The organism is Nitrospira sp. BLG_1, assembly GCF_047338595.1.
Classification (GTDB): Bacteria; Nitrospirota; Nitrospiria; order Nitrospirales; family Nitrospiraceae; genus Nitrospira_D.
This window is the reverse complement of sequence record NZ_JBLFBO010000041.1, coordinates 1-22980: the sequence shown is the minus strand read 5'-3', so window position 1 is coordinate 22980 and position 22980 is coordinate 1. Positions and strand designations below refer to the sequence as shown.

Below are 22980 nucleotides of genomic sequence, written 5' to 3'. Positions count from 1 at the left end.
GGGAGCAGTCTGCAAAACTGCGATGCAGCGGTTCGAACCCGCTCGGCGCCTCCAATCTCTCGCTTCCGTCGTCCAGCTCATCGAACCGCATTCTTCATTCATGTAGTCATGGAATACACTCTTCAAGAGTTCTTTGGGTTACCACCTATTTCTCTTCTCTTTGATCCGTTGACTGTGGGTGCTTTCTTGTTGGTCGTTGCTGCTTGCCCAAACAAAAAACTGTGACGCTCTTCGGTTTTGCCAGTGAATCAGGTTGAGCGTTTGTACCCGCAAGATAGATTCTCTTACTCGTACTCCTTCCTGTGATGCCTATCCGAGGCAGGGGAAAAATCCTATTGCCGACATTGCGTTCATCTAGGACATCGTTCTCGTCCATAGTGTCTGGGAAAGCCCTGACAAGAGAGGAGGCTTCAACGAGCAAATACGTGCTGAGGTCTGGCCGGCGGAAATGAGTCGGGAAGTAATCATCGGGTGACTTCCCGCGTAGTTATGGTCGATAAGAAAATTGACGACCTATAGATGAGATGTTACAATCCCGAACATTCTTGTGCCTCCAAGTACAGCTATACGATGTAGCTGTTCAGATATAGATAGGGCTCTTAAAAGTACAATCAGTTAGGTGAAGGAGAGCGGAATGGCTGTTCCGATTTCCCAGATGTATACCGTGGCGAGTTATGTCCTTTCGAATAAGCTGAAGGGGATCAAGCGATATCCCTTGGTGTTGATGCTGGAACCACTGTTTCGCTGCAATCTGGCTTGTGCCGGCTGTGGGAAAATCCAATATCCCGACCATGTGCTCGATAAACGATTGACCCCGGAACAGTGCTGGGCCGCAGCTGAGGAATGTGGTGCGCCGATCGTCGCGATCCCAGGAGGGGAGCCAATGATCCATCCAGAAATCGGACGGATCGTTGAGGGCTTGGTCGCGCAGAAGCGCTATCTCTATGTCTGCACGAATGCGATCTTGATGGAACGCAAACTCAAAGAGTTCACCCCGTCGAAGTATCTGACGTTCAGTGTACATATGGATGGATTGAAGAAGGAGCACGATCTCGCAGTCTGCCGAGACGGGGTCTACGATGTGGCAGTCAAGGCGATCAAGGAAGCGCTGAGGCTGGGCCATCGCGTGACGACGAACACCACGCTGTTCGACGATGCCAACCCGGATCGGGTGCGCCAGTTCTTTGATGAGATGATGTCGCTCGGCGTGGAAGGTATGATGATTTCTCCGGGCTATAGTTATCACAAAGCGCCGGATCAACAACATTTCCTGAAGAAGGCCAAGACAAAGGAGCTGTTCTCGAAGATTCTCGGTCAGCCGAAGGGGTCGTGGAAGTTCAATCAGTCGCCACTCTTCCTGGATTTTCTGATGGGTAAGAAAGAGTATCAGTGCACGCCCTGGGGGAATCCCACGTACAATGTGTTTGGCTGGCAGAAGCCCTGTTACCTCTTGCAGGAAGGGTATGCGAAGAGTTTCCGCGAGTTGATGGAGACGACGGCCTGGCAGGACTACGGCACAAGCGCCAACGAGAAATGCGCCGAATGCATGGTCCATTGTGGATATGAGGCTTCGGCGGTAAGTGATACGTTCGGCACCGTGTCAGGCTTTGCGCGCACGGCGAAGTTGACCTTAATGCCCACCTCGCGATAATTGCGTCACACGTCATTCCTCGAACCATGTCACGAGTCTTTGCGCACGCTTGACGGGGCTTTGTCATGACTGATACCAAGAGCCATTCATCCAGTCCATCCGGTTCCTTGGAAGGCCGTATGTTTACGCCGGCCACGGAACAAGAAAAGGCGGAGGCCATTGAGATGGCCTTCGATTACCGTGGCGATGTAACACTTGAGCTGGCATCGGGTGAGCGCATCGTCGGGTTTCTCTTTAACCGCCACGCCAGCGGAGAGTATCCCTCCGTCGATTTTTTTCCCGAGGACAATCCCTCCCCTCGCACTATCCCCTACGCATCGATCATCTCGATCGCCTTTACCGGCGAAGATACGGCAAACGGTAAGTCGTGGGAGGCCTGGGCGTCGAAAAAAGAATCCGAGCGCCGCGCAGAAGCGGCTCGCGTCGAAGAGGATGCACGCACACGGGGCTACCTCTAGCGAACCCTGAAAAGCGAAGCCGCGCGTGACCGACGGAACCCCTGATCGATGCGGCTCAGCTTTCCTGGTTATCCGGACAAAATAGATTTCGTCATCGCATTTTCTTCGCATCATCCCCGTCCCTGGGGAGTACTGAATAAAGTAGAACCTACCTGAGTCGAGGGGGATGGCAGAGCAGCCAGGGATCGCTCTTTTGCCCCGTGAAGCGTCGAAGCCTCACCTGTTGGGTGCCGACGGAGAGGCGAACAAGACCGATCGGTTTTCATATCCTCGCCCACGTCATCTTCTATACATGTATTCTAGATCCTAACAACCGACGGCCCTGGCCGTCCTTGTCCATCTCGGAAGGCCTGTCTTTTCATTGACAAAGACCAGTTGCTGTGCTAGAAACCCGTGCCCCGATGCAGCCCGCTCGGGCTCCAGTGGTCCATGCTTTTTTCAAGGAGCGACGAGTTCGTAATTGAGTGTGAAGCTTGGCAAAAGCGCGCCGGGACGGCTGATTGTCGTTGCAGGTTGTATGGTACTGAGTGCCGGTTTTCCTTCCATAACTTCGGCGACGCACGAGGCCGATCACCGCTTCATGGTTGAAGGGTATGTCTGTGGGGAGGGCGGAGTCGGTGCCTCAAATGTTGACGTGCTCGTTAAGGATACCAGAGTCTCTTATGGGCAGGTCGTGAAGACAAATGGAGATGGTTACTATAAGGCCATGTTCCATCTTCATAATGACAATCTCGGTGATCCCCTGCTCATTGAGGCGAGGGGAGAGCAGAAAAATCTGAAAATTGAATTCGACCCCAAAGATCTTGAAAGTGATCGGAAGGTCCGGGTTGATTTTGGGGTTGCATGCAGCGGAGGGAGCTCGCCGTCTTGGGTTTGGTGGGGAGGTGGGGCGGCTCTTGTGGCGGCTGGTGGAGCCATTGGAATGCGGCTGCTTAGTTCCGGTAGAGGAAAGGCGAAGGGCAAGTCGCAAGGTAAGAAGCGAGATCATCGCTGACGGCGGTCCAGGGTCGATTGGAGTTGGATTCCTCGATCGACCTCTAGGGGGTTAATAGTCATCTGTATGCGGTGTCCGGTTTTCTATACTTCGATCATTCTGAGCTTGGGCTTGCTGGGTGCGTGTAGTGGTGGTGACCAGGGGGAAGGGCCGATAGTGCCTCCACCGCCGCCTCCCGCTGAATACGCGGAGAAACACATGCCTGCGAGTTGGTGGGGGGACGCGCAGAAGCTCGAAGAAGGGCGCAAGCTTTTCGTGGGCGAAGCAAATCCGGATGTCAATTGTGCAAGCTGTCATGGAAAAGATGGGAAACCGGTCAAAGCGGGGGCCACAGATTTTAGAAATCCCGAGCGAATGAAGCTCTATTCGGATGCCGTGTGGTTTTGGCGGATTTCCGAGGGTGTGCCGAATACCAAAATGAAGGGCTGGAAAAGTAAGCTTTCGGATGATGATCGATGGAAGCTTGTGTTGTTTGAACGAAGTTTTGGACTTTCTGGAAAAGTGTGGAGTGTGGAAAAGAGTCAATGGATTGATGCGGACGTCAAGTGACGCTCGGCCGCTGAAAGATCTTGTGTTTATCACAGGCTTCCGTGTGTTGCAGCGCGATAGAGTGATGGTTTTTCTCGTTGCCGCTCAAGCGAGGTGAGAAGTCTTAGTGGTTTTTGAAAAATATTCAGGGGCACTTATTCCTTCATCACCGACGAATGTGATGATACTCCCGTCGGTTTTTGGGTGAACTTTTTGAACTATGTGGGTCGGCATTCGTGGTTTCTGGGCGATCCAGTTCATTCGATGGTAGGTGCTGATCCTGTGGGTCTCCGGCGTTGTAGAAATTATGATAGTTTGCAAATGGCAGGGGCGATCGTGAGTCATAGGCTCCTCAGTGTTGGGTTCTTCTATATACAAGGATAGGGGGCATCGAGGCACCGTGAAAACACATTCGAGCAGTCTCCTGGCTCTCACTCTGTTGGCGTTGTTGTGCGGTCTAGGTGTTTCAGACGTATTCGCCCAGGAGGCTGGAGCGTCTTCTGTGGACTTCCCGTACACTGGAAACAGAACCGCCGTGTGGATCGTTGCGCAGCTGCACATCTTGTTTGCAGCCTTCATTCTCGGGGCTCCGATCTTCGTGGTGATCTCTGAATGGTTGGGCTATCGGAAACAAGATCCTCGATACGATCGTCTTGCAAAAGAAGTGACCAAGGTGACGGTGATTCTTTTTAGCATGACGGCGGTGACAGGGGGATTGTTTATCTTTGTTCTCCTTGCCGCCTATCCGCAGTTCACGACGTCCTTTATCAATCAATTCTATGTGGTCTTTGCGATTCTGTACCCGGCCTTGTTCATCGCGGAGACGATCCTCATGTATGCCTATCTCTATACATGGGACATTTGGAAAGGCGAGAAGAAGGGGCGCCATATTGCACTGGGTGTTCTTCTCAACCTGGTATGCTTGCTGATTCTGTTCGTGATCAACGGACCCACATCGTTCATGAACACTCCACCGAAGGCCGAAGGTGTCTCGCCGCAAGACTTCATCGCTGCGGCGACCTTGTGGGATAAGATTGCCAATCAAAGTTGGTTTCCGCTCAGTCTCCATCGAATCGACGGCAATGTAGCATTTGGTGGCTTCATTGCCGGCATGATCGCCGCGTATATGTACATGGCGGCCAAGACGAAGGAGGAGCGGGCGTATTATGATTGGATGGGATTTGTCGCGATTTGGATCGCGGTCGGTGGATCGCTATTGCAGCCATTCACAGGGCTTTTGTTGGCCTATGAGATGTGTGATTACGATTTCTCGTTTTGCCCGTACATGATGGCCGATCAGCTGTCCATGTTCTTTGAGATGCAGGGGATCATGATCGGGCTGCTCTTTCTGGGAATCAATTACTATAGCTGGCTGAGTGTCAAGCGTATTGAGGGTGCCGATAATGTTCGGATGAGCATCTTGACGCCCATTGTCTTGATCGCCTTGCTCCCTGTGACGATGTGGGTGATGAACAGCTGGTGGATTCCGGACCCAATGTCGCTGGCGTTCCTCCTGCCTCTGACGCTCTCCCCGTTCCTCCTTGGGCGTTTTATTCCGGTAACGGTTTCCGCGAGGACAGTCATCAAGATCGGGTTTATCGTCATGCTCATCAGTGACGCGGTCTGGCTCACTCCTGCTGGCTTTGTCGCTACGGGGACGGATATGCCCGATGAGATGAAATTGCCGGAAGGGTGGGATTATTTGTCGTCGATGCCGGCAAAGCTCTCAGCCATCTTGACGTTGGTATTTGTGACGATTGTCAATTTTGTCTTGTACAATCGTGCCATTAAGCAAGGGACCATCCTTTGGGGGAAGATTGACTTCGCCGCTCAATTCGTCTTGATCTTCCTGGCGTTCACCTCCACATGGATTATGGGATTGATGGGTGCCGTGCGCTCGCTCTTGAAGAAGTACTTCCATACCTACAGTCTGGTATCGGATCTCAGCGCGGAATCGTTTACCCCCACGCTTTCATATTCAGCTGGATGGATTACTGCGATCACGGTATTTTTTATCGCTGTTGTGACAGTTGCAGCTCTGATTGCCATTCGACCGTCCGTGGTGCCGGCCAAAGAGCCGGAGGGGAATCCAGTCCCTGTTCCGGTCAAGTAATCACTTTATGGAGTGTCTACTGAGGCAGCGAGAAATCACATGTGGAACTTATTCAAAAAGCTAGCAGTTGGATTAGTAGTCGGCGGCGGATTGGTTGCCATTGCAAATTCGCAAGAAGTGCCGGTGAGCTTTCAGGTCTTATTCTTCGTTATCTCGGTGATCGGAGCCGGTATTTTTGCGCTCCTTGACGCAAAGACCATGAACGTGATGAGCGGAGGGATGTCCTTCCTCACCGTGACCGTGTTCTGGGTCTTTCTTATCTCGGTGTGCGTGGCCGGTGCATCATTCTTGCCGCAGTTCGATCCTGAGGATGAAAAGGCTAAGATCGGCAAACTTCTCGATAAGGAGCGAAAGCAGTCGGCCCAGGGGAAGACGGAAGAGCTGATCGCTCGTGCCAAGGCTCTCGATGCGCAGGTGAAAGCATTGGAAGATCGCCTCAAGGGTATCGGAGGTGGACAGGCAGTGGCAGCGGTTCAAGTTGCTCCCGCTGGAGAAAAGCCTGCTCCGGCAGGGGGTGGCGCTTCCGGTGACATCATGAAAATCGGTGAGGAGCAGTGGCAGTTGCAGGAATGTTACAACTGTCACAAATTGAGGGGAGAGGGAGGCAAGAAGCGTGGGCCTGAGTTGGATAACATCGGAACCCTGTTGACAGTCGAGGAGATTCAGCAAAAAATTGCTGACCCGAAGAGCTTTATGGCTGAAGGGTATGACAAGGAATGGCAAAAGGGCATTATGCCCGATAAATTTAAAGATCTCATGGATCCGAAAGAAATGCTGGCGCTGGCCACCTGGTTAGGTTCCTTCAAGAACACTGCAATCAATACTCCCAAGCCAATCAAGAAAAAGTAATGCTGCAACCAAAATTGAAATCCAAGGTCCGGTGTACGGATCACGATATCGGGGAAATCACCAGGGTAGTGCTCGATCCGCTGTCCCATGAAATCAGTCATATCGTTGTCTCTATGAACGGCAGTGGAGAGCGGCAGATCATGATGACCCAGGTCCAGGACGTCACGGAGGACGCAGTACAGCTACGGGCTCCTTCTGCGGATATCTTGGCGTTGCCTCCCTTCAAACGCGAAGATTATGTCACGACGCACGAAGTGGAGATCTCCCATCTGGAAGACAATATCCATGTCACTCCCGGCGAGGTGTTGGTCCCTCTTCCTGATCTGGAGAAGAACGTCAAGCGTCGAACATTTTTCATGAACTTTACCCATGTCATTGGGTTTCTGATCGGACTCCCTCTTGCCTACCCTATCCTTCGCTTTTTGATGAAGCCTATGTATGCAGATTTTGACAACGCCTGGCTCAAGGTCGGTAACGTCAGCAAAATTAAGCAAGAGGATGTCGGGACGCAATTTAAATATAAGAAGCAGGTCAAAGAGGCGTACATGCCCGAGTATGAAGTCGAGAAGAACGTCTGGGTACTCCGGGCGACCCCCGACCTGCTGGAGAGGGTGTATCAGGGTAAAGATGTCGAATTCCACGATGCCAAGGGGAAGGCCATCTGGACCAATAAAAAAGATGTTCCCTATATCGCATTTTCCGGTAAGTGCCCCCATCTGGGCTGTGGCTTCAAATGGCGCCAGCATAAGGCTTTAGGCCAGGTCTTTCTCTGCCCTTGTCATTTGAGTATCTATGATGCGGGGGGGAAAGTTCTTGATGGACCGGCGCCCCGTGGATTGGATGCCTTGCCGGTGAAGGTCTCGCCTTCCGGCGAGGTTGAGATCATCGATATGGAATTTAAGGCCGGCACGAAGTCACAAATTCGGATTGTGTGAGCGCGTAGCATCATGGATATGAAACACTCATCGCCTGCCGTGATCCCTGATCATCAGCCCAGCACCAGTGAAAAGGTTCTCGCCTTTCTCGATGAACGGCTTGGGCTCAAGGAAATGCAGGCGAAGATGCTCAATGAGCCGATTCCGGGAGGCTCGCGTTGGGCCTACGTGTTCGGTTCGATCTTGTTGTTCATCTTTGCCATGCAAGCGGTCACAGGCACCATGCTCATGTTCTACTATGTGCCGACTGCGGACCACGCGTACGATAGCACACAGTATATTATCCACGACGTCGACTACGGCTGGTTTTTGCTCAGCTACCATTTTTGGGGCTCCAGCGCCATGGTCGTCTGTGTGTTTGCGCATATGTCACAGGTCTTTCTCTGGGGGGCGTACAAAAAGCCTCGAGAGCTTCTCTGGTTAGTCGGGCTCGCTCTCTTTGGGATTGTGATTACCTTCGGTTTTACCGGATATCTCCTGCCCTGGGATCAACGCGCATTCTGGGCGACGCTTGTGGGTGTTGAAATCTTGGATAAGACACCCATCGTCGGCGATTTTATCGCAAGGTTTCTAAAGGGCGGTGCAAGTCCTGGACAGATGACCTTGAGTCGCTTCTTTGTACTCCATGTCATGATTCTCCCTGCGGCGTTGATGGCGTTGGCAGGGCTCCACATCTTCTTGTTTCGTGTGGCCGCTCCGGCCGGTCCCTTTAAGGGGACAAAGGAAGAAATCCAGGCAAAAACCGATTATTTCTTCCCCCGCCAAATTTGGAAAGACATCGTCGGGATGGCGTTTGTCTTCGTCGGCCTTTGTGCCTTGGCTCTTTGGGAACCCGTTGTGCTGCTTGACAAGGCGACTCCTGATCCAGGGGAGTACCATCCAGAGCCGGAATGGTACTTTTTATTCTACTTCCAGTTATTGCGACTGAAGCTCTTCGCTGGGCAGTTTGGCCAGTTTATGGGAGCGGTTGCACTGCCGGTTCTATTTATGGGGCTGATGGTCGCGCTTCCATTTTTCGATAAGGATCCTGAGCGGAATATTTTCAAGCGACCGATTGCGCTGATTGTCTGGATTGTGATTATGGTTGTGATTGCACTCTTTACAGTGGCGGCCGTGATTAATCGAGAGTTCCTAGACTAACGACAATTCATACGAACTGAGCATATGGCTGAAGAACGCGAGTCAATGTCCCCTACAAAGATCGGATTCGGCATCCTCTGGTCGGCCTGCTGGACCGGTATTCCTATCAAAGCCGTGTTTGCTGTGATGGCCATGACCCTGGGGCTCGTCCATTTCGAGGGAAGATTCGGGCTTGCATTCCTCATGTTGCTCGCCAGTCCCGTTACTGTGTTTGCAGCCCCGGCGATCATGGCGATCTATGACACTCATTTTGGTGAGGGGATCGGCCTTCCACTCATCTTCGGAGCCTCTATTCCTATCGATATCTGGGCGCTTGGTCTCGTCGGTCGAACCTTCTTTCTGGAGCGCCTGAAGAAAGAGCCTCCTCACGACGGGCTTGGATTTGCCATCTGGTGGAGGACCGCCCTTATCGGCACATTGATCATGCCGATTCTGTGGGGAATCGTCAGTAAAGTAACAGAGACGGCCATTAGCGCTTCGCATTCACTCGCGGATATGGAAGCCCTGCGGCATATCTACGACACGGGATTGCCGGTTGCAGAACGTATCGGTCTTGAACTGACGGTATGGGGGTCGATTTCTTCGGCTGTTCTCTTCATCCTGTCGGTGATCGGAGTGTCCGTCCTAGGTCAAGCCATTCGGCGTATTGCGGAGGATTGTCGTCAGGCACCTGAAAACTATCAGGGACTCGTTACCCGCTGGGATTTGATGCGTGTGCCGAACGACCAAGGGCTGCTGTTGGTCTCGCTGGCCGGAGCCGGAGTCGTGTTCTCGCTTGTCTTCTGGACCATTCTTCCTGTGACAACTCCTCATCCTCATGAGTGTTGTGCGAAACCGGAAGTTCAGGCAGAGCCGGTGTATAAACCAGTCGATGCCTTGAATAAGAACACTCAACGGCTTGCGGCAGTGGCTGCACAAGTTGAGGCGATGGAAAAACAGAAATCGGAAACCAAAGGGCAAAAAGAGAAGGGTAAGGGGAAGCCGGCAGGGGCAGTCTCCTCTGACAATTCGAAACCGTAACTTGCGAGGTGATGTGGTGAGTGCCATACAGGAGGTCGAAACAGTTCAACGGGCTCTCCGGGCCATGCGTGGTCAAGAGCGATGGCTTCTCGGTCTCTTGTTCACGGCCGGTTGGTTTCTCCTCCCTTCAATGGGGTTTGCGGCCGAGGGAGCCACTGCCGGGCCGACTGAGTACAGGGACATTCCCTACATCGGTAGTAGGAATCTTGTATGGATTGTTGCTCAGCTTCACCTCCTGCTCGCGGGTTTCGTGCTGGGTGTGCCAATTTTTGCCTGGCTGTGTGAAGTCATTGCATGGAGGGGAGGCGAAAAGCGGTACGACAAACTGGCCAAGGAGTTTACCAAGCTTCTGACTTCGGCCTATGCCACCACTGCATTGTTCGGCGGGATTCTTCTATTCCTCTTGGTCGCCTTCTATCCGAAGCTCATGAATTACCTGACGGACGTCTTTTTCCCGTCTTTCCTCCTGTACTGTCTGCTCTTTCTCTTTGAAACCGCGACGCTCTATCTGTATTGGTACGGCTGGGATGCCATGCAATATGGCCGGAAGAAAACCCTCCACGTGTTCCTCGGGTTCTTGCTGAATTTCTTCGCCCTATTCATCATGATTGTGCCGAATGCGTGGGCGACATTCCAGTCAAGCCCGGTCGTGATCGCTGACGGGACGGCGTTCGAACGTGCCTGGGCCGCGACATGGAACCCAACCTGGTGGCCGATCAATATTCATCGTTTGATCGCCAATGTGGTGCTAGGTGGGTATATCTGCGGTGCCTATGCCGGGGTCCGCTACTTGTCGGTGAAGAGCACCGAAGATCGAGAGCATTACGACTGGATGGGCTACGTCGGTAACTTTATCGGAGTGTTCGGGCTCCTGGCTCTGCCATTCGCCGGCTACTGGCTCATGCGAGAAATCTATCAATACAACCAGCAGATGGGCATTACCCTGATGGGTGGATTTTTGTCATGGCTCTTTATCATCCAGGCCATGCTGATCGGCGTCCTGTTCCTTGGGTCCAACTATTACTTTTGGCTGGGAATCACCTACCGTATTCCCGGCTCGGAGGCGAAGTATCGACGAGCCATGTTGATGATGCTCATCAGTTTACTGCTTTGTCTTGCCGTTTGGATGACACCACATTCACTCGTCGCCAGCATCGAAGAAGCACAAAAAATGGGCGGTGCACACCACCCTCTACTCGGAGTGCTGGGCGTCATGTCGGCTAAGATGACGGTGTCCAACCTCATGATTCTCATTACGTTCATGAGTTTCGTCATGTATTGGCGGGCAGGAAAACAAGATACAGCAGGATGGGCAAAGCTGGGAAAGGCGGTGATGGGTGCCGTCCTGGTGTTAGCCAGCCTGGCCGTCATCGTCCTCGGCGTATGGGGCTATTTTGTACCGGCGATCGTCCGTATCAACTATTTCTCAACGTCCCAAGTGGCGATCGTCGGGTTTGTTATTCTGACGATTACGCCGTTGACGGCGCTCTTGCTCAAGAGTGCCAAGACGACGACGGAAATGGTATGGGGCAGCATGCCCCCTCGCGCCGGGTATGCGCTGGTGCTCAACGCCGTTATGGTGATTTTGCTGATGACGTTGATGGGCTATGCCCGGTCGTCTTCCAGAGTCCATTGGCATGTGTATGGCGTCATGCGTGATACGTCGCCCTATGCGTATTCGCCGGCACTGGGCAGCGCCTCATTGATTATGGCGTTCTGTACGTTTTTCTTTTGCATCCTCGTCGCGTTTATCTTCTGGGTCGCGACCATGGGTGATAAATACAAAGCGGCAGCCGGAACTGGAAAAGGAGAGCTTCCACATGGCATTCCCGCCATGGCCGGGGGCGCACCAGAAGAGCGGCAATAGACTGAAGAGAGTTGTGCGTTTTGGATTGTACGTGTTGAGTGAAGGAAGAAGAGCTCAACACCGGTGATTCAGCACTACAAATTAGAGGGCATATGAGCGAAGTTGCACAATTACAGCTGATCGCACTGTCGATTGTAGGGGTTGGAATACTCATCCTTCTCTTCATCAAGGCCGTCTTTATTCGGGTCACGGGCTTTGTCTTCATCGTATTGGGACTATTTTCGTTGATGTCCCTGGCAGTACCCCAGCTAGCCTCCCTGCCACCGGCCGAAGAGAAAATCGATATCAGCAGCATCAAAACGCCGACCGATATTGCCGCAATCGGACAGACGGTCTTTTTCAGTAAAGGTCAATGCGCTCTGTGCCATTCAATCGGACCCAGCGAATCCGCTCGATGCCCGGATTTGAAGGGCATTGGTGCCAAGCTTAGCAAGGATTTTCTCTATGAAAGTCTGACGGATCCGCAAGCATTCGTGTATCAGGATTATCGGCATGGTGGTGTGCCGAAGGAATATCCAGCCACAATGCCTGCGATCAATAAGGATCCAATCGGGCTCTCGAAGAATGAAATTTTAGCGATTATCGCGTTTTTGCAACAAATGAGCGGTGAGCCGATCTCCGTCAGCGTCTCAGAACTTGAAATTCCTGGTAAAACGCCGTCTGCTCCCGTGAAGTCAGCTGGTGCTGCTTCTGTAGCCATGGCCCAGGTGCGCTAGTAAGGTTATCGAAAGCTGGTTTGATCTGCTTGGATCCATGGAACGTACAATGTCTCAAAGCAAATTGTGTGGGGTAGCAGGATGGTTAAAAAGGCTGTTCAGCAAAGCCACAGCGAGCGATGAGGCAAAGCATACTTGGGGGTCGTACGGTGGATCTCTGAGCGATGTAAGAACGACGCTGGTAGGATTTTTCACCATTCTGGTAGGGAGGAATGTATGGGGGCGCTAGGGAAGCCGATCATTCTCATGGTGGGCATGTACGCGTTTCTGAAATTTGTATTGCCGAATATACCAGGATCCGCCCCACTGCCCTCCAGCTTGATTTTTCTGTATCTTCTCCTGACAGCGTCCGGGATCGTGATTTTTGAAACGCTCAGTGGCGAGTCGAAGGATGCCTTCTGGGGACCGATCCAACGGTTTCTGACCGGCGAGAACATCGGTGGTCTCCAAGCGCTGCGCTATGGTGTCTTCATCCTCTTTCCGTTGTTGGTGGGGTGGCAGACCTACGGGAGTACGGCGGTAAGCGATCTTCCCCCGACGGAAAGCCGGACGATTCATCCGGCGCCGCCAGGGGAATACACGGGCCTCTCAAACCCCGTTCCCAAGACTCCCGAAAATATTATGCAGGGCAAGGGCTTTTATGCTGCCTATTGCTCACCTTGTCATGGCGGAAACTTTGATGGAAAGGGACCCGCTGCTCGTGGGTATATTCCAGCACCGGCCAATTTTGCCGACCCTACGACGATTGCCATGTTGCAAGAAAGTTATCTTTTCTGGCGAATTAAAAAAGGCGGTGTCGGCCTTCCGATCGAAGGGGCACCATGGAAGTCTGCAATGCCTCGCTGGGAAGTCGAGTTACCTGATGAATGGATTTGGAAGATTATCATGGGAGAGTATGACGGAGCCCACCAGTCCCCACGAACCTGGGAATAGGGGAACCATAGAGTGTGGATGGACATAGGTGTCTAGGGAGAATGAGGGCAGCATGAAACCGGCGAATCAGATTAGAGGACAGGTTCTGCGTGTTGGAATCGGCGTGCTCACGGCTATCATGATTGGGGGAGTAACGATTGGCTCTGCCCAAGAGAGCGTCTCAGTTCGAGCCACGCTGATGACAGGGGGAGTTCCCGTGGATGATCCAAACGCGGCAGCCTGGAGCAGTGCGCCGCCTGCCACGTTCCCCATGTCCCCACAAGTACATTGGCAGAATCGTATTCAGGAAGTGACGGTGAAGGATGTGATCGTGCGTGCCCTACACGACGGGAAACAAGTGGCTGTGCTTGTTGAATATGCCGACCCGACTCAGGATCCGGACGATGCAGCCGCGCTTGAGTTCATGGTGGGTGATAAGAAAGCACACTTTGCCCATGGTCAGCCGATGCTGCAGGTTGAGGGCGGCCCGGTCAATATCTGGTTCTGGAAGAACAAGACGGCCAAGGCCGTTGATATGAATGCGAAAGGCTTCGGTACCTTGAAGGCGCAAGAGCATCAGGATGTGAAAGCGAAGGGCGTCTACTCGAACGGGACCTGGAAGGTCGTGTTTTCACGCGATTTGTCGACTGGCCATGCGGAAGAGGATGTCCAAATTACACCGGGCCAATTCATCAGTATCGCCTTTGCGGTCTGGGATGGTCGAAAAGATGGCGCCGGAGACCTGGTCGAGAAGGGATCACAAAAGGCTGTCTCATCCTGGTGGTATTTCCGAGCCGATGCCCCGCCGGATTATTCCGGCTATATGTATGCAGCGATTGCTGCCGCATTGGCTTTGGGATTTCAGTTTGTCCTGATCCGAAAACTCAAGAAAGGACAGTCAGCATGAAGGCGGCACGGCTGGGTGTCATTGGATTCGCGGTAGGAATGATCGGCGGCGCGGTGTTGCTCGCTGGGGGGTGCGCCAACGAGCAAGAGAAGCGAGGTCATGAGCTCTATGCCCACTACTGCAGTGATTGTCATGGTGAAAGCGGTAAGCAGAACGAAGGCTTTAATTGGTCATCGATGCCGGATCCAAAACCAAAGGATCTGTCGAATAAGTCTGAGATGGGGACGTTCAAGGATGAGGAGCTCTTCGCAACCATCTCACGCGACATGTTGGACACGACTGAAGAAGGCGGCGATCCGATTGGAGACGATGATTTTGCGGTACCGACCATGCCCACGTTCAAGTATACGCTGTCGGAGGATGAGGTGTGGGCGATCGTCGGTCATGTCCGCACATTGCATGGCATGAAGATGGAGTTTAATGTCGCGGCACGCAAGACCTCGCTCGAAGAAGGACTGAAGACCGCACAGACCAAGTTCGAGCAAGCAAAGCAGGCCTATGAGACGGCGGAAAAGAAAGCCAGTGACGAAGCTGAGCGAAAGAGTGAGCAACTGAAGAAAGATGTGGATGTCGATGAGTCTGCCTATGCAGCTGAACAAGCCGCAATGGTGCAGGCGAAGAAGGAAATGGATGTCGCGCAGATTGCACTGAATAATTTCTCGACCAGACCGGGCAAAGGGGTGAGTGTTCCCAGGCCGGACTTGACTGTCAAGCCAGCGGAAACGGCAAAACTGGTCGACCGCGGGAAACAGCTCTACGAAAACAAGTATGGGTGTAACGGGTGTCATAATTTGGCAGGCGAAGGCGGGAAAATTGGTCCTGCGCTTGATCGGGCTGGGTTTCGGCTGAATGCCACATGGATCTATCGCTGGTTGAAGAATCCGCAGGCCATGGATGCACATACTCGTATGCCAGCCTTGGGGCTCAATGATGCGGATGCAAAGGCCGTCACCATCTATGTATCCTCGCTCCGAGCTCCGAAGGAGGAGCCGACCGTTGTGAAGCCGGTCGAGAAGCCTTAGCAGGCTGTGGACACTAGCCAGCTCGTCAGGATGTGGACTTCTGGGTACTAGCGTACGTCCGCCCTTGAGGAATCCTAGCCCTGGTCATCATGATCCGGAACCTGGTCTTCTGTTAGGCTGATACACCTACCAGCAATCCAAAAAGGAGCGCGACGCCGGCCCAAATATGACTCCGAAACATGGCGAACGCGTCGGTCGGCGAGACTGGTTGTTGTAAGAGTCTCACCTGGTTCATGAAAAAGAGTCCCACACCCACCAGCGTACAGTAGAAAGGCCATTGCAGCTGGTTAAGCCATCCGGTGATGGTGAACAGGACCAGCATGGTCGAAAGCGCAAGGCCTACCCCGCGGTGGAGTGATGAGCCGAGGTAGAGTGCAGCGGATTTGACCCCCACTCTCCGATCATCTTCTAAGTCTTGTACGGCATAGATCGTGTCGTAGGCGATGGCCCACACGGCGGTGGCGCTAAAGAGAAGCCAAGCAGAGAGTTCTATGTGCTCTCGGACCGCAGCCCAGGCCATGATGGCTCCCCAGCCAAATGCAATCCCTAGCATAGCCTGAGGGATATGGATCCATCGTTTCATGAAGGGATACAAAGCCGCCAAGACCACGGCAATGGGGGAGAGCCAGGCAACAAATGGGGGGAGCGCAAGCAGCAGGCCAGCCGCAACCACCAGCAACAGACTGAGCAGCAAATAGGCTTGCCGGCGGGACAATTCTCCGGATGCCAGTGGGCGGCTCTTGGTGCGGGTCACTTGTCGATCGAAGGCCTGATCGGCCAAATCGTTCATGATGACACCGGCGCTGCGCATGACGAATGCGCCACCGATAAAAACCACGAGTAGCTTCAAGGGCGGGATCCCTCGCGCTGCGAGGACCAAGGCCCACAAGGTGGGCAAGAGCAACAGATAGGTGCCGGTTTGGTTCGGTAAACGGATCAATCTGGCAAGAGCAGACCAAGGAGTGACAGAAGAAGTCGCCGATGAGGAAGCTGCTGGAGCGGACATTCTGCGACCTTAGCCCAGCGGAAATTGGCTGTCAACGGCCCTTGACCGGTTGTGACGCCACGATGAAGTCTGTATAACCACCCTGTGAAAACTCTTCAAAGTCCTCAGATCCAGTGTGTGAAGTTATGGGGTGGTCTAGCCAGCTGCGGCAGCATAGCAGGCCTCATCCTCCTCGTTGTAGGCTGCTCTGTTTTTACCCGCACGCCGCCGACCGTGATCCCTCAACGGATTCCTCTCACCCCAGCCGTTTGGTTTTCGCCCAGCGTCACTGCCGCTGAGCTGTCGTACGATACCCCCTGCGGTGAAAAGAAGACGATGGCGCTGGCTGATCTACTGGTCACGTCTATTCCAAAACAATTGAACAACGCGTTCAACCAGGTGACCACACCGAATCACACTGAGGAGCCCCTCGCCTCGGATGGGGCGATTGAAGTCGGAGTCGGCGTCAGACGGATCAACCTTGCCATTCCATCTCAAGGACATGGCACCTATCCGGCCACGGCGACTGTGGGAATGGAAATGGTCTTCTTGGCTCGTAATGGGACGGTACTCTTCAGTAAGAAACTGGATGGAGTTGGCCGTGGGACAGTCGCTGTTGCTGAACAGTCTTGTGTCCTTAGTGGGTTAGAAGCAATTCTCCAGGAGGCCATCGACTCGGCGGCTGACGGGTTGGCAAAGCAGATGGCACTCTCATCCCAGATACAAGACTACGCGGCGATGAAAGACACGTGGAAGCCGATCGCCGGTCAGTTTAGATCTGAACCAGTACCCCCGATCGTTGGAACTACCGCAGTGCCGCCTCCTGCTGCCCCGGAACTGACTCAGCCTGTCCAGACGGTTCCTTCCGAACTCGTTCAGCCCGCGCACGTCAATTTTCGAGCGATTATTCGTGATGAAAACCGTGACCAGTTTCTGGACCCTGACGAATCCCTGACAATCGAAGTCGAGGTCAAGAATGAAGGGACGGTCGAGGCCAAGGATGTCGCCGTAGTGGTGGAAGGGAAGGATGAGCTCGCCGGTGTCTTTCCGGGTGAGGTGGTGGTCGGGACGCTTCAGCCGGGAGAAGTCAGACGAACGACGCTCACCAACCATGTCACAGCAATCGAATCAACCGGGCACGGAGAGCTCTCGCTGAGCCTAAAGTCCGGAAGTCCGTTGGGCCTTGTGCCGCCTCCCAAGATCTTTGCGTTTGGAGCGAAGCCCAAGCAGCCTGATAGTATGACGATTCAGGATGTTGATCAGTTGCCAAACACACTCACGGCGTTTAAAGAGCCGAAAGCCGTGATCGTGACGATCGGTGTCGGACGTTTTCGCGACGAGCAGGTACCGGTGGTCAGCCATGCCAGCCACGATGCGGCGGTGATGGCGGAATATGTTCACGCGATCGGGAATGTGCCGCGTGAACGGATGCGAGTGCTGCTCGATCGCCAAGCCCAGCTGGGTGATTTAGAGGAGACGTTTGAAAGGTGGTTACGAAAAAAAGCGGATGCAGCCACCGACCTCTATGTATTTTTTTCCGGTCGTGCTCTGGTTGACGGCGTAAGCGGGGCCGTGTCGTTGATGGCCTATGATGGGGTGCCAGCCGGCCCAACCGGAGTCTATCCCATCCGGCAACTGCAGGAGGCGATCCAACGACTTCCGATTCGCCGGGCGGTGCTCTTCTTCGATGTTTCGTTGGATCCTGCTCCCGGTGCCGATCTTGCCGTAATTCCCAAACCAGATTGGGAGTCAGGGTTCAGTGAGGCGAGAAAAGATATTGAGATGTGGATGGTGGGCAACCGGAAATTACAGGAAGCCCAAGCGCACGATCATAGCAAACACGGGTTATTCACTTACTATCTCCTGAGGGGACTACAGGGGGTGGCGGATCTCAATCGGGATAGTATCGTGACGGCAGGGGAACTCTGCACCTATGCGAAAAGCCAGGTCATCCAGGTCACTCGCGACCAAGTGAGAAGCAAACAGGAGCCTCTCTGCTTGCCGCAGGTCGGTCGTGGAGGCATGGCTCGGGTCTATCCCATCGCCCGAGGGAATAATCCAAAACCCGCGCCCATTCCGAATGCACCGGAATCTTCCGCTGGTGTCTCAACGCCGCCGCCCGCCTTCATGCAGGTTGGGCCGTGATGGGCTGTGCCGGCAGGACAGACTGCAATTGACAGCCACGCTGGTGGTCGTTATCATGCCCGAATACTTTCCTGTCAGGTCATCTTCCAGACTCACCAAGGTGCCGGCGTAGCTCAGTTGGTAGAGCAGCGGTTTCGTAAACCGCAGGTCGCCCGTTCAATCCGGGTCGCCGGCTCCATCCTCTTCCATGGAATTTCAGGTAGTTGCAGAACCTCTCCGGTCTGGGGGTTCTGTGAATACACCCCTTCTGCTACCACTTTGCTACCACGTGCTACCATCCTCTCTGATTGAGTCGGGATTGCGTCGAGGCGATCCAATGCACCGGGTGCTTTCTTCTTCAGCCATCTCCCATAGGTGCTCACCGTTAATTCAATCGTTGCGTGTCCCAATTGCTCTTGAACGTAAGGGGCTGGGACACCCTCGGACAACAGGATTGAGGCGTAGGTGTGCCTGAGACAATGGGGGGTGAAGTGGAGCGGAAGCTTGGCGTGCTTTAGCACGCTGGCCATCGCGCGACGCACATTGGCAGGATCTAACGGAGTCCCATTTTTCGTCACAAACAGCCAGGGTGCCTGATCTGTCCAGCCGTATTTCAGCCGATCTTGTTTCAGGGTCATGAGATGGCGAGCGAGTACCGCGGTGAGGGCCTGTGAGAGATCCACGGTTCGACCATGGCCGCTCTTCGGAGTCTCAAGGGTTCCGTCTTCTGAGAAGGCACGGGCGATGCGGATCGTCTGGGCGTTCAGGTCGAGATCACCATCTTGAAGCGCCAAGGCCTCCCCCAATCGCTCTCCGGTCCCGGCCAACACGAAGAAGAGAGGATAGTAGCGTGGAGCGCGCTGCAAGACCGTAGCCAGAAAGTGTTGCCGCTGCACCTTGGTCATCGCCTTAATTTCTTCTTGGCGTGTCGTCTTGGAAATCGTGAGCTTCAGCGCCCGTCCCAGGTTCGCAGCAGGGTTGGCAGCGATCAGTCCATCTTCAATCGCCGCGTTGAGCATCACGCGGATCACGGCCTGAATGTTGCGGATGGTCCGTTTCTGAAGGCCCAAGGACGACTTCTCCGTCAAGAAAAGCTTAAGTTGCCCACGGGTGAGGTCCCGAACCCGCAGCTTCCCGAATTTGGGAAGCACGTGCAGCGTCAGTATCTCGCTATAACGGGCCAATGTGCGCGCTTTCACCGTCCGGTCGATCAACCGCTTCCAGTGCTCCGTGTACTCTGTCATGGTACTGGACACCGGAATAGTCGGTGTGACTCGTTGGCGGGCTTCCTGGCCGACCTGATCGCGGAAGGTGTCGGCATCACCTTTCTTATCGAAAGATTTCCAATGTCGGACTCCGGCCCCATCGCGCCAGTCCACCACATATTTGCCGCGCCGTTTTCGCACACAAGCCATACGTCACCAGTTGTTGCAGGCTACAGATATTGAATCACATGTGCCATTGGTTCTCGGATCGCCAATTGATGGCGTCCTCACCAAAAGGCCGTCTCGTTCAGAGGGAGAGGATACGATTCGTATACTGCTAGTTTCAACCGCCATGTTGGGCCACATACGCGTGCAAATCGGACGGTTTCACCCGCACCGATTTTCCCAGTCGAATGGCCTTCAGCTCTCCCTGACGACACAATTCGTAAGCGCGATATTGACTGAGCTTCAGCCTTGCTGCGACTTGGTCGATCGTGAGCAGATCTTCTTCGACTGCTTTGTCTGATGGGCCCATCAGCGCCCGCTGAACCAGCAACGGCTGAATCGAGGCGAGTCCGATCAACAGCATCTGCGCGATCTCCGGTGGCAGGATAGCAGCCTTTGCAGGATCCTGAATCAATTGATCAAGGCTCGGTGGTGTCATGATCTCGCCTCCGCGTTACCTCAGTGGCTCGGCAATCGTTGTCGTCATGCCTTTTTGCGTAACACAGAAGCCGCAGAAGGCATGTAGCACCGTGGCACTTATGAGAGGGTTCAGAATTTAACACCATACCGAAAAAGTAGGGGAGGCGGCAGAAAGGTGGAGTGTCGGATGAGATTCTGCTGAGGCACCGCGTCTGGAGCCGCCGTGCCGGGTAGAGTCTGGCACCGTCGTGTCGCGCAACGCGGCTCGACCGTGCCAAGAGAACCGCCGTCGCCCATCAAGGGGTATGACACGCCCGTAGCAACCGCGCCATCTCGATCGATGTCACACTTGCAGTCGTGCGTGGCCACAGAGTGGGAGATTCTGTTGCGCCCCCGCTTAGGTGAGGGGCGCAACACGATGTCGAGAAGAGGTTGGTGTGCGGATTTGCGTGGCATCTGGGGACATCGCCTGCTGCATTGACTGAATATGTTCATGCCTGATAATATTATGTACATCATCGGCGAGCCGGGGAGGAATCGTGAGACATAGCGCTGCAACCCGACACAAGCATCTCCAACTCGATCAAGCAAAGCTCACGCGCGCGAAGACCGTGCTGGGTGCCAAAACGGAGACCGAAGCCATCGATCGCGCCCTCGCACTAGTGGTGGAGGAGCACACGCTCGACCAACCGTTGAAGCGGGCAAAGGGTCGCATGCAGCTGCGAAAAGCCTTTCGCTGAGATGCGGCGCCTCATTCTTGACACCAACCTCTACATCGACTGGTTTAACACGGGTGCGCACGAGCCGCTTCTGTTTCAATCTGACGCGGTTAAAATGATGAGTACCGTGGTCATGATGGAGCTGTTAGCCGGGGCCCATGCTGTTCGAGATCGGACCCGTCTGCACGACCTGTTCAGAACCTTTCGGAAGCTGGGTCGGCTGCTCGTTCCGTCTGCGGAGGTCTACGAAGATGCCGGTGGAGTCTTACGGCAGCTTCAAGCCGTCCATGGATACCGTCTTCGACAGGCTCATTCACTCACCAACGACGTCCTTATTGCGCTGTCGGCCCGTGCCGTGGGGGGAACCGTCGTCACGCAGAATCAACGGGACTTTCTCGCCATTCAGTCCATCCGTCCCTTCAAACTCAGTCTGGTCTAAGCGTTGCCGAGATTGTCCGATCGTTTCGGACGCCGCTTCTCTCTGATTCTGGCCCCCTTCTTTCACGACAATGGTGATGTGCCCCCGGCAACCTGGCGAGAGCCGTTCAGCATTCCACCGCGTTCAGCAACCATCAAGCCGAGCGCATGGTCGCCTGGTGGCCAGCGACCGCCTCAAGCTGTAGACCGACTCGAAGCTGGCTCGTTGACTCTCTTCCACCATGGCGAATGGGTTCGGTCGCTTCGGTCTCTCTGAACAGGACCGTCTCGCCTCGTCCGTTGAATCTGTTCTGCCATACCGTGCTGGTGATGAGCGGGACCAGCTTGTGGTTTCTGGTCCGGTGCCTGTGTGATCCGGCCGTCGCCCTGGCTTTTCGCCATCGGGCTGCGTCGATCATGCCCGCACGCCGCGAACATCCGCGTCGTCGTTTGCGGTCATTCCTCCGCTTCGCGCCCCCCGGCCCGCCAGGTAGCGACAGCCTCTCTGTCTCCTTTGTCGTCGCTGTGTGGCCTCCACTGCCTCGTGAGAGGCAAACATCAACTCTAACTTAAGGAGACAACACAATGGCACCTCAAGACAAGAAACCCACGCCGGTCATCACGCTGCGATGCAGCCGCATCAAGGCGAGCGTCTGGAAGAACGAGGGCATGAACGGTCCGTTCTACAACGTGACCGTGGCCCGCTCGTACAAGGGGCAGGATGGAGTCTGGAAGAATTCCGACTCCTTCGGAGTCGCAGACCTTGATGCGCTGATCGTCGTCGCCAACAGGCGACACGCTGGATCGCGGAGGGGGCGGACCGCTGACCGTCACGGGAAGCCTCCGGCCCTCGCACTGGGGGCTTCCTGCATCTGAGGAAAGGAGATAAGCGATGGAAACATACTTGGAATGCGCGAAACTTCTTAACGAGTTCCTCGCCGGCGCACGCGCGGTGCGGATCACAGTCCCCGGCTACATGCCACTTTCTGTCGAGGAGATTGGAACCAGTAGAGACGGGCACCGGTTGGTGTCCCTCTGTCAGTATGGTGAACAGAACGGCGATCTGATGCGTGATTGCGATCTGGTGTTTCTGGTCACTGATCTGTCCGACGGCGCGGCAGCCGAACCGGTATCCTTCAGGAACGACTACCTGGGGCTTTCGCAAGAAGTGTATCGGTATGACGAGACGGGCAGACGTACCCACGTCGTGTCCTCACTGAAGCAGGACTTGAAGGAGTTTGCCCGGGCCTGGTTTGCCACGCTCCGAGAGCAGGGCTTTTTTGCTCCCACCGCGGTTCGAAAGGACCTGTCCCCGTAATCTCGTCGATCCATTCAGGGGGTAAGATGTGATCATATCATACCCCGTTCCCGGTGAGTCCCATCTGGTGTCTGAAGACCTCGTGCTATGTAGATACGAGAGCCGTCTTCTTACCGGCCATGACTGTCCAGGCCTGGGGGTCCTCTCGTTCTCTCGATCATCCCGCTCGTGGTGGAGAATGACTCCGAAGGCAGGGGTGGGGCGGGAGGGACTGTTCCCACCTCTTCTTTCTTATTCAGGAACGTCTTCCCTGACTGATCAAGTGGAGGAGGCAGTCTGTTGGAAAATGGCGCTGTTGCTGGTCCTCCAGACGGGTCCCACGGATGGTTTTATCCAAGAGGATTAGCCGAGCGGTTCGAGGGGCCTTTCGCCGGTTTTAGAGCTGACCGAAAGGGTTGTGTAAGAGCCTGTTCATAATCTTTTCAGCAGCAACACAAGAAACGCGAGGGCGGTCA

22 protein-coding genes, 1 tRNA gene and 1 pseudogene are annotated in these 22980 nt (G+C 54.4%); 20 read left to right on the top strand and 4 right to left on the bottom strand.

The annotated features are described in order from the left end of the window. Positions 1–634 precede the first annotated feature (634 nt). From hpnH to ACMTNU_RS17365, 14 genes are all read left to right on the top strand, one after another. Complete coding sequence (gene hpnH, locus ACMTNU_RS17430) at positions 635–1651, top strand: adenosyl-hopene transferase HpnH (protein ID WP_413936571.1); 1017 nt, start codon at positions 635–637, stop codon at positions 1649–1651. 65 nt (positions 1652–1716) lie between these two features. Beyond that, a complete protein-coding gene (locus ACMTNU_RS17425) occupies positions 1717–2109 on the top strand; it encodes a hypothetical protein (protein ID WP_413936570.1) in 393 nt (130 codons plus the stop codon). A 460-nt stretch (positions 2110–2569) separates the two neighbouring features. Beyond that, positions 2570–3103, top strand: a complete 534-nt coding sequence (locus ACMTNU_RS17420; protein WP_413936569.1) for a hypothetical protein — start codon at positions 2570–2572, stop codon at positions 3101–3103. A gap of 198 nt (positions 3104–3301) precedes the next feature. After that, positions 3302–3652: a c-type cytochrome gene (locus ACMTNU_RS17415; RefSeq protein WP_413936568.1), complete on the top strand. Its 351-nt coding sequence runs from the start codon at positions 3302–3304 to the stop codon at positions 3650–3652. 379 nt (positions 3653–4031) lie between these two features. Next, positions 4032–5744: a cytochrome ubiquinol oxidase subunit I gene (locus tag ACMTNU_RS17410; RefSeq protein ID WP_413936567.1), complete on the top strand. Its 1713-nt coding sequence runs from the start codon at positions 4032–4034 to the stop codon at positions 5742–5744. Between the two features lie 39 nt (positions 5745–5783). Further along, positions 5784–6593: a c-type cytochrome gene (locus ACMTNU_RS17405; RefSeq protein WP_413936566.1), complete on the top strand. Its 810-nt coding sequence runs from the start codon at positions 5784–5786 to the stop codon at positions 6591–6593. Next, positions 6593–7528, top strand: coding sequence for a ubiquinol-cytochrome c reductase iron-sulfur subunit (locus tag ACMTNU_RS17400; protein WP_413936565.1), 936 nt, complete (start codon positions 6593–6595; stop codon positions 7526–7528). The genes ACMTNU_RS17405 and ACMTNU_RS17400 overlap by 1 nt, the downstream gene beginning before the upstream one ends. 18 nt (positions 7529–7546) lie before the next feature. Then, the gene (locus tag ACMTNU_RS17395) at positions 7547–8668 is read left to right on the top strand and encodes a cytochrome b (RefSeq protein ID WP_413936564.1); all 1122 of its coding nucleotides are present in this window, start codon (positions 7547–7549) and stop codon (positions 8666–8668) included. A gap of 24 nt (positions 8669–8692) precedes the next feature. Further along, positions 8693–9688, top strand: a complete 996-nt coding sequence (locus ACMTNU_RS17390) for a hypothetical protein (RefSeq protein ID WP_413936563.1) — start codon at positions 8693–8695, stop codon at positions 9686–9688. A 16-nt stretch (positions 9689–9704) separates the two neighbouring features. After that, a complete protein-coding gene (locus ACMTNU_RS17385) occupies positions 9705–11555 on the top strand; it encodes a cytochrome ubiquinol oxidase subunit I (RefSeq protein ID WP_413936562.1) in 1851 nt (616 codons plus the stop codon). 38 nt (positions 11556–11593) lie between these two features. Then, the gene (locus ACMTNU_RS17380; protein ID WP_413936561.1) at positions 11594–12271 is read left to right on the top strand and encodes a c-type cytochrome; all 678 of its coding nucleotides are present in this window, start codon (positions 11594–11596) and stop codon (positions 12269–12271) included. 216 nt (positions 12272–12487) lie between these two features. Further along, on the top strand, positions 12488–13204 hold the full coding sequence (locus ACMTNU_RS17375) for a c-type cytochrome (protein WP_086425212.1): 717 nt from the start codon (positions 12488–12490) through the stop codon (positions 13202–13204). Positions 13205–13256: 52 nt separating this feature from the next. Continuing rightward, entirely contained in the window at positions 13257–14090 is an 834-nt protein-coding gene (locus tag ACMTNU_RS17370) for an ethylbenzene dehydrogenase-related protein (RefSeq protein ID WP_413936560.1), read from the top strand. Next, positions 14087–15112 carry a c-type cytochrome gene (locus ACMTNU_RS17365; protein WP_413936559.1) on the top strand — a complete coding sequence of 342 codons (1026 nt, stop codon included), beginning with the start codon at positions 14087–14089 and terminating at the stop codon, positions 15110–15112. Before ACMTNU_RS17370 ends, ACMTNU_RS17365 begins: the two co-directional genes overlap by 4 nt. 112 nt (positions 15113–15224) lie before the next feature. On the opposite strand, the gene ubiA is transcribed toward ACMTNU_RS17365, so the two are convergent. Further along, complete coding sequence (gene ubiA / locus ACMTNU_RS17360; RefSeq protein WP_413936558.1) at positions 15225–16118, bottom strand: 4-hydroxybenzoate octaprenyltransferase; 894 nt, start codon at positions 16116–16118, stop codon at positions 15225–15227. 117 nt (positions 16119–16235) lie between these two features. On the opposite strand from ubiA, the gene ACMTNU_RS17355 reads away from it, so the two are divergent. Further along, positions 16236–18242, top strand: a complete 2007-nt coding sequence (locus ACMTNU_RS17355) for a hypothetical protein (protein ID WP_413936557.1) — start codon at positions 16236–16238, stop codon at positions 18240–18242. A gap of 102 nt (positions 18243–18344) precedes the next feature. Next, positions 18345–18420, top strand: a tRNA-Thr gene (locus tag ACMTNU_RS17350). Positions 18421–18649: 229 nt separating this feature from the next. Here ACMTNU_RS17350 and xerC read toward each other — a convergent pair. Together xerC and ACMTNU_RS17340 are read right to left on the bottom strand one after the other, a co-directional pair. Beyond that, a pseudogene (xerC, locus tag ACMTNU_RS17345) lies at positions 18650–19465 on the bottom strand (tyrosine recombinase XerC); the annotation flags it as partial. A 304-nt stretch (positions 19466–19769) separates the two neighbouring features. After that, positions 19770–20090, bottom strand: coding sequence for a helix-turn-helix domain-containing protein (locus ACMTNU_RS17340; RefSeq protein ID WP_413936556.1), 321 nt, complete (start codon positions 20088–20090; stop codon positions 19770–19772). Between the two features lie 520 nt (positions 20091–20610). Here ACMTNU_RS17340 and ACMTNU_RS17335 point away from each other — a divergent pair. Both ACMTNU_RS17335 and ACMTNU_RS17330 read left to right on the top strand, forming a co-directional pair. Beyond that, positions 20611–20811, top strand: coding sequence for a hypothetical protein (locus ACMTNU_RS17335; RefSeq protein ID WP_413936555.1), 201 nt, complete (start codon positions 20611–20613; stop codon positions 20809–20811). Between the two features lies 1 nt (position 20812). Next, positions 20813–21229 carry a type II toxin-antitoxin system VapC family toxin gene (locus ACMTNU_RS17330; RefSeq protein ID WP_413936554.1) on the top strand — a complete coding sequence of 139 codons (417 nt, stop codon included), beginning with the start codon at positions 20813–20815 and terminating at the stop codon, positions 21227–21229. A 133-nt stretch (positions 21230–21362) separates the two neighbouring features. Here ACMTNU_RS17330 and ACMTNU_RS17325 read toward each other — a convergent pair whose 3' ends face one another. After that, positions 21363–21626, bottom strand: a complete 264-nt coding sequence (locus ACMTNU_RS17325) for a hypothetical protein (RefSeq protein WP_413936553.1) — start codon at positions 21624–21626, stop codon at positions 21363–21365. A 166-nt stretch (positions 21627–21792) separates the two neighbouring features. Between ACMTNU_RS17325 and ACMTNU_RS17320 the strand changes: the two genes are divergently transcribed. Next, positions 21793–22083, top strand: a complete 291-nt coding sequence (locus ACMTNU_RS17320; protein ID WP_413936552.1) for a hypothetical protein — start codon at positions 21793–21795, stop codon at positions 22081–22083. Between the two features lie 16 nt (positions 22084–22099). After that, entirely contained in the window at positions 22100–22525 is a 426-nt protein-coding gene (locus ACMTNU_RS17315) for a DUF6908 domain-containing protein (protein ID WP_413936551.1), read from the top strand. The last annotated feature ends 455 nt before the right edge of the window (positions 22526–22980 follow it).

What these genes read in the sequence shown, in the direction of transcription:
- hpnH (WP_413936571.1), top strand. Translation starts at nt 635, where the DNA reads ATGGCTGTTCCGATTTCCCAGATGTATACCGTGGCGAGTTATGTCCTT.
- ACMTNU_RS17425 (WP_413936570.1), top strand. Translation starts at nt 1,717, where the DNA reads ATGACTGATACCAAGAGCCATTCATCCAGTCCATCCGGTTCCTTGGAA.
- ACMTNU_RS17415 (WP_413936568.1), top strand. Translation starts at nt 3,302, where the DNA reads ATGCCTGCGAGTTGGTGGGGGGACGCGCAGAAGCTCGAAGAAGGGCGC.
- ACMTNU_RS17405 (WP_413936566.1), top strand. Translation starts at nt 5,784, where the DNA reads ATGTGGAACTTATTCAAAAAGCTAGCAGTTGGATTAGTAGTCGGCGGC.
- ACMTNU_RS17400 (WP_413936565.1), top strand. Translation starts at nt 6,593, where the DNA reads ATGCTGCAACCAAAATTGAAATCCAAGGTCCGGTGTACGGATCACGAT.
- ACMTNU_RS17395 (WP_413936564.1), top strand. Translation starts at nt 7,547, where the DNA reads ATGAAACACTCATCGCCTGCCGTGATCCCTGATCATCAGCCCAGCACC.
- ACMTNU_RS17390 (WP_413936563.1), top strand. Translation starts at nt 8,693, where the DNA reads ATGGCTGAAGAACGCGAGTCAATGTCCCCTACAAAGATCGGATTCGGC.
- ACMTNU_RS17375 (WP_086425212.1), top strand. Translation starts at nt 12,488, where the DNA reads ATGGGGGCGCTAGGGAAGCCGATCATTCTCATGGTGGGCATGTACGCG.
- ACMTNU_RS17370 (WP_413936560.1), top strand. Translation starts at nt 13,257, where the DNA reads ATGAAACCGGCGAATCAGATTAGAGGACAGGTTCTGCGTGTTGGAATC.
- ACMTNU_RS17365 (WP_413936559.1), top strand. Translation starts at nt 14,087, where the DNA reads ATGAAGGCGGCACGGCTGGGTGTCATTGGATTCGCGGTAGGAATGATC.
- ubiA (WP_413936558.1), bottom strand. Translation starts at nt 16,118, where the DNA reads ATGTCCGCTCCAGCAGCTTCCTCATCGGCGACTTCTTCTGTCACTCCT.
- ACMTNU_RS17340 (WP_413936556.1), bottom strand. Translation starts at nt 20,090, where the DNA reads ATGACACCACCGAGCCTTGATCAATTGATTCAGGATCCTGCAAAGGCT.
- ACMTNU_RS17330 (WP_413936554.1), top strand. Translation starts at nt 20,813, where the DNA reads ATGCGGCGCCTCATTCTTGACACCAACCTCTACATCGACTGGTTTAAC.
- ACMTNU_RS17325 (WP_413936553.1), bottom strand. Translation starts at nt 21,626, where the DNA reads ATGATCGACGCAGCCCGATGGCGAAAAGCCAGGGCGACGGCCGGATCA.
- ACMTNU_RS17320 (WP_413936552.1), top strand. Translation starts at nt 21,793, where the DNA reads ATGGCACCTCAAGACAAGAAACCCACGCCGGTCATCACGCTGCGATGC.
- ACMTNU_RS17315 (WP_413936551.1), top strand. Translation starts at nt 22,100, where the DNA reads ATGGAAACATACTTGGAATGCGCGAAACTTCTTAACGAGTTCCTCGCC.